Annotated in this window: 11 protein-coding genes; 7 read left to right on the top strand and 4 right to left on the bottom strand. The window is 55.5% G+C overall.

All coding sequences use genetic code 11. The features are described 5' to 3' along the window. Positions 1 to 94: 94 nt before the first annotated feature. The 3 genes from DL239_RS00750 to DL239_RS00740 all read left to right on the top strand — a co-directional run bounded on the left by DL239_RS00750 (position 95) and on the right by DL239_RS00740 (position 4,638). The gene (locus tag DL239_RS00750) at positions 95 to 1,666 is read left to right on the top strand and encodes a Re/Si-specific NAD(P)(+) transhydrogenase subunit alpha (RefSeq protein WP_167681243.1); all 1,572 of its coding nucleotides are present in this window, start codon (positions 95 to 97) and stop codon (positions 1,664 to 1,666) included. A gap of 10 nt (positions 1,667 to 1,676) precedes the next feature. Then, positions 1,677 to 3,110, top strand: coding sequence for an NAD(P)(+) transhydrogenase (Re/Si-specific) subunit beta (locus DL239_RS00745; protein WP_167681929.1), 1,434 nt, complete (start codon positions 1,677 to 1,679; stop codon positions 3,108 to 3,110). A 247-nt stretch (positions 3,111 to 3,357) separates the two neighbouring features. Then, the gene (locus tag DL239_RS00740; RefSeq protein ID WP_167681241.1) at positions 3,358 to 4,638 is read left to right on the top strand and encodes a DUF3422 family protein; all 1,281 of its coding nucleotides are present in this window, start codon (positions 3,358 to 3,360) and stop codon (positions 4,636 to 4,638) included. Here the strand turns inward: DL239_RS00740 and DL239_RS00735 are convergent. The 4 genes from DL239_RS00735 to DL239_RS00720 form a co-directional block, all read right to left on the bottom strand. Further along, a complete protein-coding gene (locus tag DL239_RS00735; protein WP_167681239.1) occupies positions 4,574 to 5,647 on the bottom strand; it encodes a YeeE/YedE family protein in 1,074 nt (357 codons plus the stop codon). The genes DL239_RS00740 and DL239_RS00735 overlap by 65 nt on opposite strands. Before the next feature lie 222 nt (positions 5,648 to 5,869). Further along, positions 5,870 to 6,817, bottom strand: coding sequence for an ABC transporter permease (locus tag DL239_RS00730; protein WP_167681237.1), 948 nt, complete (start codon positions 6,815 to 6,817; stop codon positions 5,870 to 5,872). Then, positions 6,810 to 7,817: an ABC transporter permease gene (locus tag DL239_RS00725; protein WP_167681234.1), complete on the bottom strand. Its 1,008-nt coding sequence runs from the start codon at positions 7,815 to 7,817 to the stop codon at positions 6,810 to 6,812. The genes DL239_RS00730 and DL239_RS00725 overlap by 8 nt, the downstream gene beginning before the upstream one ends. A 147-nt stretch (positions 7,818 to 7,964) precedes the next feature. Further along, positions 7,965 to 9,665 carry a peptide ABC transporter substrate-binding protein gene (locus DL239_RS00720; protein ID WP_167681232.1) on the bottom strand — a complete coding sequence of 567 codons (1,701 nt, stop codon included), beginning with the start codon at positions 9,663 to 9,665 and terminating at the stop codon, positions 7,965 to 7,967. Positions 9,666 to 9,964: 299 nt separating this feature from the next. On the opposite strand from DL239_RS00720, the gene DL239_RS00715 reads away from it, so the two are divergent. From DL239_RS00715 to DL239_RS00700, 4 genes are all read left to right on the top strand, one after another. Then, complete coding sequence (locus tag DL239_RS00715; RefSeq protein WP_167681230.1) at positions 9,965 to 11,785, top strand: ABC transporter ATP-binding protein; 1,821 nt, start codon at positions 9,965 to 9,967, stop codon at positions 11,783 to 11,785. 2 nt (positions 11,786 to 11,787) lie between these two features. Then, the gene (argE, locus tag DL239_RS00710) at positions 11,788 to 12,951 is read left to right on the top strand and encodes an acetylornithine deacetylase (RefSeq protein ID WP_167681228.1); all 1,164 of its coding nucleotides are present in this window, start codon (positions 11,788 to 11,790) and stop codon (positions 12,949 to 12,951) included. A 201-nt stretch (positions 12,952 to 13,152) separates the two neighbouring features. Beyond that, positions 13,153 to 14,319, top strand: coding sequence for a M20 aminoacylase family protein (locus tag DL239_RS00705; protein WP_167681226.1), 1,167 nt, complete (start codon positions 13,153 to 13,155; stop codon positions 14,317 to 14,319). A 16-nt stretch (positions 14,320 to 14,335) separates the two neighbouring features. Beyond that, on the top strand, positions 14,336 to 15,499 hold the full coding sequence (locus DL239_RS00700; protein WP_167681224.1) for a M20 aminoacylase family protein: 1,164 nt from the start codon (positions 14,336 to 14,338) through the stop codon (positions 15,497 to 15,499). Positions 15,500 to 15,604: the final 105 nt, after the last annotated feature.

Genomic DNA, 15,604 nt, shown 5'->3' with positions numbered 1-15,604 from the left:
AAATGCTTGCGCAATTATGTTGCGCGCGCTAGAGAAAATTATTGCAATCCGTACCTAGGGTGCGGGCGCGGCAAAGCCGAGGGGGACCGATACGGTGAAGATAGGTACACCAAAAGAGATTTTTGAGGGCGAGGCGCGCGTCGCGATGACGCCGGAGTCTGCACGCCAGTTGCAGAAACTGGGTTATGACTGCGCGATTGAGACCGGAGCCGGTGCGGCTGCTGGGTTTTCAGACGCGACGTATGTGGATGCAGGGGTTGAGATCATCAAAACTCCGGCGGCGCTGTGGAAGTCAGTAGATATCGTTGCCAAGGTTCGACAGCCAACTACGGTTGAGTTGAAGCGGATGACCAAGGGCAAAACTCTGATCTCCTTCTTTAACCCAGCTGGGAACGAAGAGGGCATGGAGCTGGCGAAATCCAAGGGCGCCAATGTGATCGCCATGGAAATGGTGCCACGTATTTCGCGTGCGCAAAAAATGGATGCGCTGTCATCGATGGCCAATATCGCCGGCTATCGCGCGGTGATCGAGGCGGGCAACAACTTTGGCCGCTTCTTTACTGGGCAGATTACGGCTGCGGGTAAGGTCCCGCCTGCCAAGGTGTTGGTGGTTGGTGCTGGGGTTGCCGGTCTGGCGGCGGTTGGTACGTCGACCTCGTTGGGTGCGATCACGCTTGCCTTTGACGTGCGGCCCGAAGTGGCCGAGCAGGTTGAATCAATGGGCGCCGAGTTTGTCTACCTCGATTTCGAAGAAGAACAGGCGGATGGTGCGTCGTCGGGTGGCTATGCGTCAGTCTCCAGCCCTGAGTTCCGTGAGGCACAACTGGCCAAGTTCCGCGAGCTGGCACCTGAAGTCGATATCGTCATCACCACCGCGCTGATCCCGAACCGCGAAGCGCCTGAGCTGTGGACCGAGGATATGGTTGCGTCGATGAAGCCGGGTTCGGTTATCGTTGACTTGGCTGCGGAAAAGGGCGGCAATTGTAAGCTGACCGTGATGGACGAGAAGATTGTCACCGACAATGGTGTCACCATCATCGGCTACACCGACTTCCCCAGCCGGATGGCAGCGCAGGCCTCGACTCTGTACGCGACCAACATTCGTCACATGATGACCGACCTGACCCCTGAGAAAGACGGTCAGATCAATCACGACATGGAAGATGACGTGATCCGCGGTGCGACTGTGACCTTTGATAAAGAGATCACTTTCCCTCCACCGCCGCCGAAAATTCAGGCTATCGCTGCCAAGCCCAAAGAAACGGTCCCTGAACTGACAGCGGAAGAAAAACGCGCGCTGGAGGTGGCTGAATTCAAGCAGCAGACTAAGAACCAGGTGACATTGCTGGCCGTTGGTGCCGCGCTGTTGCTGAGTGTTGGTCTGGTGGCACCACCCAGTTTCATGCAGCACTTCATCGTGTTTGTTCTGGCAGTGTTTGTTGGTTTCCAGGTGATCTGGAACGTGGCTCATTCGCTGCACACGCCGCTGATGGCGGTGACCAATGCGATTTCCTCGATCATCATTCTGGGGGCGCTGATGCAAATCGGCTCTGGCTCCTTCTTGGTGATCCTCCTTGCCGCGTTGTCGGTCTTTATGACGGGGGTCAACATTTTTGGCGGCTTCCTCGTGACACGGCGCATGCTCGCCATGTTCCAGAAATCCTAAGGAGTAGAGGATTATGCTAGGATTTACTACTGCCGCCTATGTTGTTGCGGCTGTTCTTTTCATCCTTTCGCTGGGCGGTCTGTCGGGTCAGGAAAGCGCTAAACGTGCTGTTTGGTACGGCATCGTGGGCATGGGGCTGGCAGTGTTTGCTACGCTGATCGGTCCCGGTGCTGGCCTGTGGTGGCTGTCAATTCTGCTGATCCCAGCAGGGGGCTTTATCGGCTATAATTTGGCCACCCGGGTTCAGATGACCCAGATGCCAGAACTGGTCGCTGCGATGCACTCGCTGGTTGGTCTGGCGGCTGTCTTTGTGGGCTTTATTGCCCATATCGAACTGGGCCGTGTTCTGGCCATGGACGATACCGCCAAGAAAGCGCTGGAAGGTTTTGCGGCTTTGCTTGCCAAGAAGGACGGTGTTGAAATCGGCATTCTGCGGGTTGAGCTGTTCCTGGGTATTTTTATCGGTGCGGTGACATTCACCGGTTCGGTGGTGGCCTATGGCAAGCTTGCGGGCAAACTCACCTCGACTGCGACTAAACTACCCGGCGGCCATGCGCTGAACGCGGTAGCGGCTGGTTTGTCGCTGATCACATTGATCTGGTACTGCAACACCGGTGGCTTCTTTCCGCTGTTCCTGATGACGCTGGCGGCTTTGTTCATCGGCTATCACCTTATCATGGGCATCGGCGGTGCTGACATGCCGGTGGTGGTGTCGATGCTGAACAGCTATTCCGGTTGGGCCGCAGCGGCGATCGGTTTCAGCCTTGGCAATGACCTGCTGATCGTTGTGGGCGCGCTGGTGGGCTCAAGCGGTGCGATCCTGTCTTACATCATGTGTAAGGCGATGAACCGGTCGTTTGTCTCGGTGATCCTTGGTGGTTTTGGCGGCACGTCTGGCCCTCAGATGGAGGTCGAAGGCGAGCAAGTCGCGATCGACGCCGATGGCGTAGCCACTGCATTGGAAGAAGCCGACAGCATTGTCATCATCCCAGGCTATGGCATGGCGGTAGCACAGGCACAGCAGAACGTGGCTGAACTGACCCGTCGTTTGCGCGCTAGGGGTAAGACCGTGCGTTTCGCGATCCACCCTGTTGCGGGCCGTCTGCCTGGTCACATGAACGTGCTGCTGGCTGAGGCTAAGGTGCCGTATGACATCGTGATGGAAATGGACGAGATCAATGATGACTTTCCGGAAACGGATGTTGCCATCGTGATTGGCTCCAATGACATCGTAAACCCGGCGGCGCAGGACGATCCTAACAGTCCTATTGCTGGTATGCCGGTACTGGAATGCTGGAAGGCAAAGCAGGTATTTGTGTCCAAGCGCGGGCAGGGCACTGGATACTCGGGCATCGAGAACCCGCTGTTCTTTAAGGAGAACACCCGGATGTTTTATGGCGATGCCAAGGCCAGCCTGGATACGCTGCTGACCCAGATTAGCTGATAGCGGAGACATATTTTGAAAAGGGCGCTCTCACTGAGCGCCCTTTTTTTGTGCAGATGGGTGCGGCGTATTGAAGCTGTAGCTGTTGAACAGATCTTGGTCAGGGTTCCTTTGGGTAAGCTAAGGGCCCAGTATGGTTGGAGAAACGTGCTGTATGCGATCGTATTCCGGTAACATCCTGAAATAAAAGGTTTCTGTACAGGAATTTTGGCGACATCTATTCTACCGGTTCAATCAGGAGCCCAAGATGCCACCGATCCAAGACCACCCGCTGCGCTATCAGCTTGCCAACGAATTACACGCGCGGCCATTTCCAAATATGTCGAGCCCCAGCACCGTGGTCTATCTGGCCATCAAGCAGCCGCAAGAGGCGGTGCACCGCGAGCGGGCCAAGGATTTGGAGCATCTGATCGACCTATTGGACCGCCACGGGGCTCCGCATCCAAAACCCGGTGCTACTCACCATTCGGCCCAAATCGGGCGGCACACGCTGAAATGGGAACAGCACACCGAGTTTGTCAGCTATATGGTCTATTCCGCCGGGGTCAGCGCCCGGGCATTTGACCCGGTTGATTTCGAAGTGTTCCCAGCCGAATGGCTAGAACAGGCACCCGGTCAAAGAGTGACCTCGTTGATTGTGCGGGTTGAGCCACGGCCAACAGATAAGTCGCTTGCTAAATCACTAGACGATTGGTTCGTGCCTGAGAGCCTAGCCGTTTCAACGGTGCTGGATGACAGCACAGTGGTTGCAGGCGATTTCCGGATTGATCCAGCAGGGCACATGCGCTTTGCCATGTTTGCCAACAAAGGAACCGAGACCAGCCGTATAGGCCGGGTGGTGCAGCGGCTCTGTGAGATTGAAACCTACCGTGCCATGTCGATGCTTGGGTTTTCGCGGGCGCGTGGGTTGTCGCCGTCAATTGGCGGGCTCGATACACACCTGACCGAGATGATGATGGAAATGACCGCCGGGCAGGAAACGGCAGAACAGACCTTGTCGCAATTGCTGACTATCTCTGCCGAGCTGGAATCCATGGGGGTGCGGGCGGCCTTTCGCTTTGCCGCTACCGGTGCCTACGAGGCGCTGGTCAATCAGCGTATCAGCATGCTGAGGGAAGAGCGATACGAGGGGTATCAGACCTTTGCCGACTTTATGTTGCGCCGCTATGAACCTGCGATGCGGACAGTGAAATCAACCGAGGAACGATTGGGCGCGCTGGCTGATAGGGCCCGCAGGGCAGGGGAGTTGTTTCGAACGCGTGTGGACGTAGAACGCAGCGCACAGAACCAGGCGTTGCTGGAGAGCATGGACCGGCGCGCTGACCAAGCGCTACGGCTACAGACTACGGTTGAGGGACTGTCTGTGGTCGCAATCAGCTATTACGGTGTATCGCTGGTTTCTTATGCGGCTTATCCCTTGGCTCAGATGCTGGGGGTAACCAAAGGGACGCTGACAGCCGCAATCACTCTGCCGGTTGTGGCATTGGTTTGGCTGGCTGTGCGCCGAATCCGAAAGAAGCTGCATTGATCAGGCGATTTGCAACCACTCCACCAATGGCGATGGAGGCCAGTGCCAGTAGTGCCGCAAAGCCAAGGGTCGGAACCCCAGCTAGTCCGGCGCCAACGGTACAGCCTCCTGCCAGCACCCCACCCATTCCCATCAGGACCGCACCCGCCATGTAGCGACCGGTCTGGCGGGGGCTGTCAAAGCTCAGCCATTTGAAGTTGCCAGTCAGCACTGCGGCGGCCAAAGCGCCAAGAAGAACGCCACCAACCAGCCCGGTCCCAAACCCAGCCGGGATAGCACTTGAGGCTATTCCATAAAACAGTGTTTCAGTGGTTGGGGCCGTGAAGGAAAGGCTTTCCATTGCAATGGGGTCAAAGTCATCGAACAACACATACCCAGTGCCAACCCAGCCAAGGGGCACCAGTAGGCCAATCAATGCAGCGCCCAGTAGTGGTAACACTGGATTGCCGGAACGTAAGGCCAGTGCCAGAGCCGCACTAGCCAGCAGGGCAGTCCAGAACAGCGGGCCTCCGGGTAGGGCAGCCAGCGATGTGGTGTCGCCCAAATTTAGGGTCAAAGCGCCTAGGGACTGGCGTAGCGGTGCAAGCACGCCCTTTAATGTGGCGTGGGCTACAATGGCAAAGATCACAATCACCATGGCCGCACGCAGGTTACCGCTGCCGCTGAGCACCATCAGTCGAGACACGCAACCACGGGTCAGAACCATTCCTGCGCCAAACATCAAGCCGCCGAGAACAATGGCAAGTACGGGCAGGTCCGAGTTCAGCAAGCGGTGGCTGTCAAAACTGATCCACCCGATCGCCACAGAGGCCTGCGTTCCAACGACCGCAACAGCAAGAGCCATAGCCCAGACACCTGCGGCCTGACGGCGATCTGCTCCGACTAACGTGCGACGAAAGCAGAACCGGGTGAGCTGTGCCAATGCGCCAAATGCTGCTCCCAACATTAGGGCAAACAGAACAGAAGCCTCGCGTGCGGTGGTGTCTTCGAAGCCAAATGATTCAAACATCGTGTTTCCAACCCCTAAAACAGAATTATTTCCCAACTGGAGGCTCAGGGGGATTCTGGCAATGATTGCGGTAAGGATCAGGGTAGGGGCGCCTAGAAGATTGTCGCACTTTCTAGTGTTCAGCGGGAACGGTTTTCTGTTTGCTCAACGCACTCAAAGACAAACAGCCGCCCAAAGCTGGACGGCTGTTTGTTTTGTTTTTATTTCAGCCTTGGGGACTGATCAGCGGCCGCGAATACGGGGGTCTAGTGCGTCGCGCAGGCCATCGCCCAGATAGTTAACACTCAGAACCGTCAGCGAGATAGCGATACCCGGCAGCATCACGCGCTCGGGGAACTCTTCCATCCGCTGCACCGCATCCGCCAGCATTTTACCCCAGGTGGGGAAGTCCGACGGGAAGCCCACGCCGAGGAACGACAGGGCGCTCTCGGTGATGATCGCCGCAGCTAGGCCCAGTGTGGCCGAGACCATGATCGGTGAGATCACGTTGGGTAGCAGGTGACGCCAGATCATCGCGCCGGGCTTGGTTCCGATCGAGCGCGCGGCCAGAACAAATTCGCGTTCTTTTAGCGCCAGAACGTCACCACGCACGATGCGTGCTGTTGGCATCCAGCTGGTGATACCGATGATCGCAACGATCAGGATGAACATGCCACCTTCAGGTCCAAAGTTGCCACGCAGAGGTTCCCGGAACAGGGTCACGGCGACCAGCAGCAGTGGCAGGATTGGCAGTGACAGGAACAGGTCGGTCAGACGCATCAGCGGGCCGTCCAGTTTCTTGAAGAAACCAGCGACAACGCCGATCATGGTGCCGATGAACAGGGTCAGCAACATCGCTGCCCAGCCCACTGCCATCGAGGTGCGACCACCAGCTAGGATGTTGGCTAATCCGTCACGGCCCAACTGATCAGTACCCAAGGGGTTCGCCCAAGCGGTTTTAGCGTCAGCATCAAACAGGGCATGGTAAATGGGCCGGAAATCGCGTGCCCGGTAATCGATCTTTTGTGGATCGAGCGTCCAGACATACGGCCCAAGCAGGACTGCCAAGGTGATAAAGACTAAGAAGCCTCCACCCAGCAAAGCACCTTTGTGCTTTTTCAGCTGATCCCACACGTTGCGCCATTGGCTGCGCGGTGGGGCAAGCGGGGTTTGGTTGGACAGATCAGTCATAGCGGATCCTCGGATCAAGCAGGCCGTAGAGGATATCTGCAATCAGGTTGAAGAACACGATTAGCATCGCAAAGATGAAGGTCAGCGTTTGAACGGTTGGCAGGTCATTGGCAAACAATGCGGTGATCAGCTGCGAGCCGATGCCGTTTACCGAGAATACCTGTTCGGTGATGATGGCACCGCCAAAGATGGCAGGCATACCCAGTGCGATAACAGTGACCACGGGGATCATTGAGTTCCGCAGCACATGCACCATAACCACGACAGCTTCGCTAAGTCCCTTGGCGCGGGCGGTACGAACATAGTCTTGGTTCATGTTGTCCAGCATCGAGGCGCGCATGTAGCGGCTGATCTGAGCCGTAGTTTGCAGTGCAAGAACCATCACCGGTAGGATCATTTGCCTGAGCTGGTACACAAAGCTGTCCCAGTCGTCGACCACATGGGTGGTGTCATAGATGAACGGGAACCAGCCTAACTGCACCGAGAAAACCACAATCAGCAGTGGACCGGTAAAGAATGGTGGGATCGAAAAGCCGATCATGGTGACAAAGGTACCGCATTGGTCAAACACCGAGTACTGGCGATAAGCCGAGTAGATGCCGATCGGCAAGGCGATCAGAATACCAACGATATAAGCAGTTCCAACAACCCACAGGGTCTGTGGAATACGCTGAACCACGGTGTCCATCACTGGCGAACGGGTCTGCCAAGAGATCACACGCAGGTCACCAACGGCGTAGGTGGTGCCAAAGTAGTGGTCGATCATCACCTGAGGTTCGATCCAGAAAAACTGTACCAGCCACTTCCAGAACCGGATGTGCATGGGTTGGCCAAGGCCCAGGGCCTCGCGCATTTTTTCTTTGACTTCGGGCGGGACAGTCAGGGGAACCTGGGCCATCGGATCGCCAGGGGCGAGCTCTAGCAGCAGGAAAATCACCAGACTGATAAAAAGGAGGGTTGGCACTGATAGGATCAGTCGCCGGATTGTAAAGGTCAGCATCGGATAGGGCGCCTTTGCGAATGGGTCTTAAGTTTTAGGAGCAGAGAGAGTGAGCCTCGGTTCCCGTCGCAAGCGCCGTATACGTTACCGGCAGCGAAAGGCAAGAGGCCCCGGCGAAACACCGGGGCCTCCAGAGGCGTTAACCTCTTACTTGATGCGGTACCAGTCCGCAGCGTTCCAAAGTTCGCTATCCCATGTGTTCAGGATAACGCCACCAAGGCTGTTGGCATGAGCCGATACACGACCACGGTCAACCAAAGGTACAACAACATAGCTTTCTTTGGTCAGCATGTCGTTCAGCTTCTTGGCGATTTCGCCACGCTTGGACAGTTCACCAGTGCGGCCCAGTTCTGCAACCAGTTCGTCATAGGCTGGGTCACAGTAACGGTTGATGTTTTCACCCTGCCACTGGCTTTCAGGCTTTGGAGCCTTGTCGCAAGTGTGCTGAGCCAGATAGCTTTCTGGATCGGTGCCATCAAAGTTGTTGGCGTACATTTCAACGTCAGCATAGAAACGCTGGAATGTGTCAGGCGAACCTGGATCACCACCAAAGAAGACGGATGCGTTGATGTTACGCAGCTCGGTTTCTACACCAATTTCTTCCCACCACTGTTTGATCAGAGCCTGGAAATCCTGGCGAACAGCGTTTGTAGAGGTCTGATAGACCATCGACAGGCGAACGCCGTCTTTGGCGCGAACACCATCCGAACCTTTGGCCCAACCAGCTTCGTCCAGCAGAGCGTTTGCACCAGCGATGTCCTGTGTCAGACAGTCGGTGTTGTCCGAAGCATAAGCCAGAGGAGCCGGAACCAGGTTACAGGTTGGGCGACCAGCCTGACCGTAACCGATTTCAACCAGCAGATCGCGGTCGATAGCCATCGACATCGCTTTACGCACGTTGATGTCGGACAGAGCAGGGTGAGGAGCCGCAGCAGTTGCGCGTACGCCTTCTTCCAGGCTTGGCGACGGATCGGTCATGTTCATTTCGATACGCTCAACCAGTGTACCAAATGCGGAAACCGCTGTGCCTTTGCCGCCTTCGGCCATTTTGGCCAGTACGTCAGGTGCTAGCTGCAGGTTCCAAGCGTAGTCATATTCGCCGGTTTCCAGAACAGCACGACCAGAAGCAGTTGCGTCGCCGCCACCTTTGAAGGTCAGAGATGCGAACGCAGGCTTAGCTGCATCGCGGTAGTTTTCATTGGCAACCATCGAGATCACGTCGTTTGGACGGAAGTCGGTGACAACAAATGGGCCTGTGCCGATTGGGCCAAAGTTGGCTTCGGTACACTCAGGTGCTTTGGCGCCTGTGCAGTTTTCGAACTGAGCCATCTGGATGATCGGGGACTGGCCGCCCATGAATGGACCATATGGGTTTGGCTTTGCTTCACCAAAGGTCACAGTGACGGTCAGGTCGTCAATGATCTCAACTGATTCTACGCCTTCGAACTTAGCCAGCTGCGCACAGCCGCCTTCTGGGTTCATGCAGTAGTCAGCAGTGAATTTAACGTCAGCCGAAGTAACGGCAGAGCCATCAGACCATTTCAGGCCGGACTTCAGTTTCCAAGTGATGGACTTCAGGTCAGCAGAAACGCCGCCGTTTTCAACGGTAGGAATTTCTTCGGCCAGGTAGGCAACCAGAGCACCATCTTGGTCGTAGCGACCTAGAGGCTCAACAACCAGAGACGCAGATTCAATGTCTTTGGTGCCGCTGGACAGATATGGGTTTAGGATCGATGGAGCCTGCCAATAAATAATATTGACGTGGCCGTCCGAACCGCGCTCAGCAAAGGCAGCTGGGGCCAATGCTGTGCCAGCGATGGCGCCAAGCAAAAGGGTTTTAAGTTTCATTACACTCTCCTTGTCGACACTTGCGTGCCTTTATCCCGAGCACTAGATGGCCGCGGGTTTCTCCGCAATATTTGCGGTTTGTAATCGTACCGTTAGGAAACACAGAAGTTACTCTTGGTGCGGCAATCTTTGCTACGCCTTGCGTTACTTCAACCCTTGCGGTCACTGCGCGTATCGAAACAGAACCTCAGAAAATTGCAAGCCTTCCTGTGGAAAAATTCGGTACAGGGTTTGACGGCATAGCTAGGCCCGCGTAACGTCCGGCAAAACTCAAACAAGATGATCAAAGGAGTGCTAAGGTGCTTGATCAACCGATTGCGCAGATTAAGGGGCTCCGAGTCAAATTCCAGACCAAGGATGGTCCGGTTCTTGGGGTCAAGGACGTCTCGTTCGACGTCAATCCGGGTGAAACCGTTTGTGTGGTTGGCGAATCTGGCTCTGGTAAATCAGTATCCTCCCTGTCGCTGATGCGACTGGTCGAGTTCGGTGGCGGCGAGATTGATGGCGGAGAATTGATGTTTAGCCGTCGTGACGGTGACACTATTGATCTGGCAAATGCCAAGCAAGAATCGATGAAAGAGATTCGCGGCGATGAGATCGGAATGATCTTTCAGGAGCCGATGACAGCGCTGAACCCGGTGTTCACTGTTGGCCGCCAATTGACCGAAGGCTTGCGAGTTCACAAAGGATTGAACAAAAAACAAGCCGAAGAGCGCGCGCTTGAGTTGTTGCGTCAGGTCCGAATCCCCGAGCCGGAACGTCGGTTGGGTCAGTATCCGCACGAACTGTCCGGAGGCATGCGTCAGCGCGTAGTGATCGCGATGGCGCTGGCCTGCGAGCCGCGGCTGTTGATCGCTGATGAGCCGACCACGGCTTTGGATGTGACCATTCAGGCCGAGATTCTGGCGCTGATGGATCGTCTGAAACGCGAAACCGGCACTGCGGTGATGTTCATCACCCATGACATGGCGGTTGTGGCGCAGATGGCCGACCGCGTGGTGGTGATGTTCCGCGGTAACAAGGTCGAAGAAGGCACTGTCGAAGAGATCTTTGAAAACCCACAGCACGACTACACTAAAGCCCTGTTGGCCGCGGTGCCAAAACTGGGTGAGATGCGCGGTAAGGCCTATCCTGAGCCGATGAAGCTGATGGGTGTTGAAGGCCAGAACCTTGATCCGATCAAGGGCACTGATGAAGTACTGCTGAAGGTCGAGAACCTGACAACGCGGTTTGATGTCAAAGGCGGTTTCTTGCGCCGGACAGTGGCTCAGGTTCATGCGGTTGAAGATGTTTCCTTCACGATCAACAAGGGGCAAACCCTTTCGTTGGTTGGGGAATCAGGTTGCGGCAAGTCCACTACAGGGCGCGCTGTTCTGCGTCTTGTTGATCCGCAGTCTGGCACTGTTAATTTCGAAGGGCGTGATGTTTTAGGCTTTGACGCGGGCGAGATGCACAAGGTCCGTCAGGACATGCAGATGATCTTTCAGGATCCTTTTGCATCACTGAATCCACAGATGGTGCTGATGGATCAGGTGTCGGAACCTCTGCGTAACTATGGTTTGGCCAGCGGGTCTGAATTGCAGGATCGTGTCGCCAGCCTGTTTGATCGTGTACACCTGCCGCGTAGCTTTATGCGCCGCTATCCGCATGAAATGTCGGGTGGTCAACGGCAGCGAATCGCTATTGCACGTGCCTTGGCGCTGAACCCCAAACTGATCATCGCTGATGAGGCTGTGTCGGCACTGGATGTTTCGGTGCAGGCTCAGGTCCTTAACCTGATGATGGAATTGCAGGCGGATCTGGGGCTGTCGTTCCTGTTTATCAGCCACGACATGGCGGTGGTCGAGCGGGTCTCGCATCAGGTCGGCGTTATGTATCTGGGGCGAATCGTTGAAATGGGTCCCCGTGCTCAGGTGTTTGAGAACCCACAGCATGCCTATACTCAGGCGCTGATGAAGGCGGTTCCAATTGCCGATCCGCGCCAGCGCAAGTCTGAGAAGGACTTGAACTTTAAGCCGATCCCGTCGCCAATTCATGGTCTGGACTACAAGCCCGAGCCTTCGGAGTATCTTGAGGTCACTCCGGGTCACTTTGTTCTGACAACCGATAGCGGTTATTGAGAGTGGCAAACACCCTGACACCACTTGAGATCATGCAAAAGCTGATCTCATTTCCCTCGGTGAGCAGTGACAGCAATTTGCCCTTGGTCGACTGGGTCGATGGCTATCTTGCCTCGCATGGCATCACCAGCCATCGATTCATGGCGCCAGACGAACCCAAGGCAGCACTGTTTGCCCATGTCGGTCCGCAGGTCGAAGGCGCGGTTGTCTTGTCTGGACACACCGATGTGGTGCCGGTTGAGGGGCAGGCTTGGGATAGCGATCCATTCACCGTGGTCGAGCGTGACGGTAAATATTATGGCCGCGGCACCTGCGACATGAAGGGGTTTGACGCGCTGGCCATTTGGGCCTTGGTTGAGGCTCATAGTCATGGCGTAACCCGGCCGTTGCAACTTGCGCTTAGCTATGATGAGGAAGTTGGCTGCATTGGTGCACCGCTGATGATAGAGGCAATGCAGGGCGTTGTGCCAAAAGGGGCGGCTGTGATCGTGGGTGAACCCTCGATGATGAAGGCGGTGACCGGCCACAAAGGGTGTTATGCCTGTACGACCCATTTGCATGGGTTCGAGGTGCATAGCTCGTTGGTGCACACGGGCGTCAGTGCCATCATGCAAGCCAGTACGTTGTTGGAATGGACGAATACTTGCAACGTCGAGAATCAATCTCGCGAGCTTGACGCAATTGCTGCGATGTTTGAGCCATCTTGGTCCACATTGCATGTGGGGGTGATCGAAGGCGGCACGGCCATGAATATCACCGCCAAGGACTGCCAGTTCAGTTTGGATATTCGTGTGCTTCCTACCGAATCTTCGGAAGATTGGCACAATCGCTATATGGAGCAAGTGCAGGCCGTTGAGGCCAGAATGCAGGCCATTCACCCAGATACGAAGATTGAGGTAGAGCTGATTTCCGATGTGCCGGGTCTGAAACCAGAGGAAGACGGCGAGGCCGAATCTTTGGCGCGGGCGATTACAGGTGACAATGGAAGCCACGTGGTCAGCTATGGCACCGAAGCCGGGCAGTTCCAGCAGGCAGGGTATTCCGCCGTTGTTTGTGGTCCGGGTGATATCGCGCAGGCGCATCAGCCGAATGAATTTGTAACAGTTGCGCAGTTTAATGCTGGTCATGAGTTCATGAAGAAGTTGGTGCAACGGCTGAGAGGCTAACCAGCGCTAAGGCAACTACCTAAACTAATTCAATCCCTTACAAGGGCGTGATTGCGCCCTTGTTTGTTTTGTTTTCGCTGCCTGAATAGCTTGTGTGAAAGTCGTTATACGACCAACGAAATTCTTTGCGATACTGCGTCTTGAGATACTTGATAAGGCAACTTATTTACCTGAGAGTGCGCGGACCATGGGGAGGTTGTCATGCCAATCAAGAACAGTTTTGCCGAGATGCATGGTGAGATAACCGGCTGGCGTCGGCATCTGCATGAAAATCCTGAGTTGCTGTATGATGTGCATGAAACGGCTGCGTTTGTTGTCGAGCGGCTGAAGGAATTTGGCATCACCGAGATTACCACTGGAATTGGCCGCACGGGTGTCGTGGCGACCATCAAAGGTAAAACCGATACCAAGGGCCGGGTGGTTGGACTGCGGGCGGATATGGATGCGCTTCCAATCGAAGAAGCTACCGGGGCTGAATACTCATCAAAAGTGCCGGGTAAGATGCATGCCTGTGGCCATGACGGCCATACATCGATGTTGCTGGGGGCCGCCAAGTATCTCGCCGAGACCCGCAATTTCGACGGCACAGCCGTGTTGATCTTCCAACCCGCCGAAGAAGGCGGCGCAGGGGCTAAGGCAATGTGTGACGATGGCTTGATGGACCGCTGGGGGATCCAGGAAGTCTACGGTATGCACAATGAACCGGGCTTACCTGTGGGCGAGTTTTCGATCTGCAACGGAGCATCGCTGGCTTCGTCAGACGAATTTGAAATTATCGTGACAGGCAAGGGCGGCCACGCCGCGGTGCCACACGAGGCTGTCGATACCACACTGGTTGCGGCCCATATTCTGATTTCATTGCAAACTATTGTTGCGCGCAATGTAGATCCGATCAAACGGGTCGTTTTAACGGTTGGTACATTCAAGACAGACAGTGAGGCCTCAAATGTCATTGCGCATTCGGTGCGCATGGCAGGGACTGTTCGCACGCTGGACCCCGAATATCGCAAATTGGCCGAAGAGCGTGTTCGCCGGATTGCGACCGATACCGCTTCGGCTTTTGGGGCTTCGGCTGAGGTGAACTGGGACGCTGGGTATCCAGCGACCATCAACACACCGGATGAAACCGGGTATGCAGCAGACGCTGCACGCGCGGTTGCAGGATCGGTCAATGACAACGCTGACCCGATCATGCCGTCCGAAGATTTTGCCTATATGCTGGAAGAACGCCCCGGCGCCTATATCTCGATTGGCAATGGTGACAGTGCCATGTGCCATCACCCCGCTTTTGATTTTAACGATGATGCTACCCCTGCGGGATGCAGTTGGTTCGCCGAACTGGTTGAACGACGAATGCCCGCACTCTGAAGAAGGAAGACCCAAGATGCCTGTTAAGAACCGCTTTGCCGAGTTGCAGTCGGAAATCACCGAATGGCGCCGCGACATTCACGAAAACCCCGAAATCCTGTTCGAAACGCACCGCACCAGCGCCTTGGTTGCTGAAAAGCTGAAAGAGTTTGGTTGTGATGAGATCGTCACTGGCATTGGCCGCACCGGCGTGGTGGGTGTGATTAAGGGCAAAAGCGACAGCGCAGGTAAGGTTATCGGTCTGCGCGCGGATATGGATGCCTTGCCGATCCACGAGGCAACCGGGCTGGACTATGCCTCTAAAACTGACGGGGCGATGCATGCCTGTGGTCACGACGGTCACACAGCGATGTTGCTGGGCGCTGCTAAGTATTTGTCTGAAACCCGCAATTTTGATGGCACCGTAGTGGTTATCTTCCAGCCAGCCGAAGAAGGTGGCGGTGGCGGTCGTGAAATGTGCGAAGACGGCATGATGGACCGTTGGAACATCCAGGAAGTGTATGGCATGCACAACTGGCCAGGTAAGCCAGTTGGCGCATTTGCCATCCGTTCAGGTCCATTCTTTGCTGCAACAGACCAGTTCGATATCTCCTTTGAGGGGCTGGGTGGTCACGCTGCGATGCCACACAATACCGTTGATACCACTGTGATGGCAGCACAGGCCGTATTGGCGTTGCAGACCATTTCCAGCCGCAATGCTGATCCCGTGGATCAGGTTGTTGTCTCGGTGACTTCGTTTGAGACCTCTTCCAAGGCGTTCAACGTGATCCCGCAGAAGGTGCAGATGAAGGGCACAGTTCGTACCATGAGCAAGGAGATGCGTGATCTGGCTGAAAAGCGGATCAACGAGATCTGCTCGGGCATTGCAGCGACGTTTGGTGGGACTGTGGATGTCAATTACATCCGGGGCTATCCGACGATGGTCAATCATGATGAACAGACAGAATTTGCCGCTGACGTGGCCCGCAAGATTTCGGGTGATTGTGAGCATGCAGGATTGGTGATGGGCGGCGAAGACTTTGCCTTTATGCTGGAAGAGCGCCCTGGCGCTTATATTCTGGTCGGCAACGGCGATACTGCGGCTGTGCACCACCCTGAGTACAATTTCAACGATGAGGCCATTCCTGCCGGATGCAGCTGGTGGGCTGAAATTGTTGAGCAGCGGATGCCAGCTGCCTAAGGTCTGAAAAAGGGGAGGGGGCTGTCTGCCCCCTCTTGGCCTTTGGCCAATTCACCCCCGAGGATATTTTTAGCCAGATGAAGTTTGATCCATTTTGGCGAGGGC

The organism is Parasedimentitalea denitrificans (genome assembly GCF_011813015.1).
Taxonomy (GTDB): domain Bacteria; phylum Pseudomonadota; class Alphaproteobacteria; order Rhodobacterales; family Rhodobacteraceae; genus Parasedimentitalea; species Parasedimentitalea denitrificans.
The sequence above is the reverse complement of the archived record's forward strand: the minus strand, read 5'-3'. Positions and strand labels throughout refer to the sequence as shown.

What these genes read in the sequence shown, in the direction of transcription:
- DL239_RS00740 (WP_167681241.1), top strand. Translation starts at nt 3,358, where the DNA reads ATGCCACCGATCCAAGACCACCCGCTGCGCTATCAGCTTGCCAACGAA.
- DL239_RS00735 (WP_167681239.1), bottom strand. Translation starts at nt 5,647, where the DNA reads ATGTTTGAATCATTTGGCTTCGAAGACACCACCGCACGCGAGGCTTCT.
- DL239_RS00730 (WP_167681237.1), bottom strand. Translation starts at nt 6,817, where the DNA reads ATGACTGATCTGTCCAACCAAACCCCGCTTGCCCCACCGCGCAGCCAA.
- DL239_RS00725 (WP_167681234.1), bottom strand. Translation starts at nt 7,817, where the DNA reads ATGCTGACCTTTACAATCCGGCGACTGATCCTATCAGTGCCAACCCTC.
- DL239_RS00720 (WP_167681232.1), bottom strand. Translation starts at nt 9,665, where the DNA reads ATGAAACTTAAAACCCTTTTGCTTGGCGCCATCGCTGGCACAGCATTG.
- DL239_RS00705 (WP_167681226.1), top strand. Translation starts at nt 13,153, where the DNA reads ATGCCAATCAAGAACAGTTTTGCCGAGATGCATGGTGAGATAACCGGC.
- DL239_RS00700 (WP_167681224.1), top strand. Translation starts at nt 14,336, where the DNA reads ATGCCTGTTAAGAACCGCTTTGCCGAGTTGCAGTCGGAAATCACCGAA.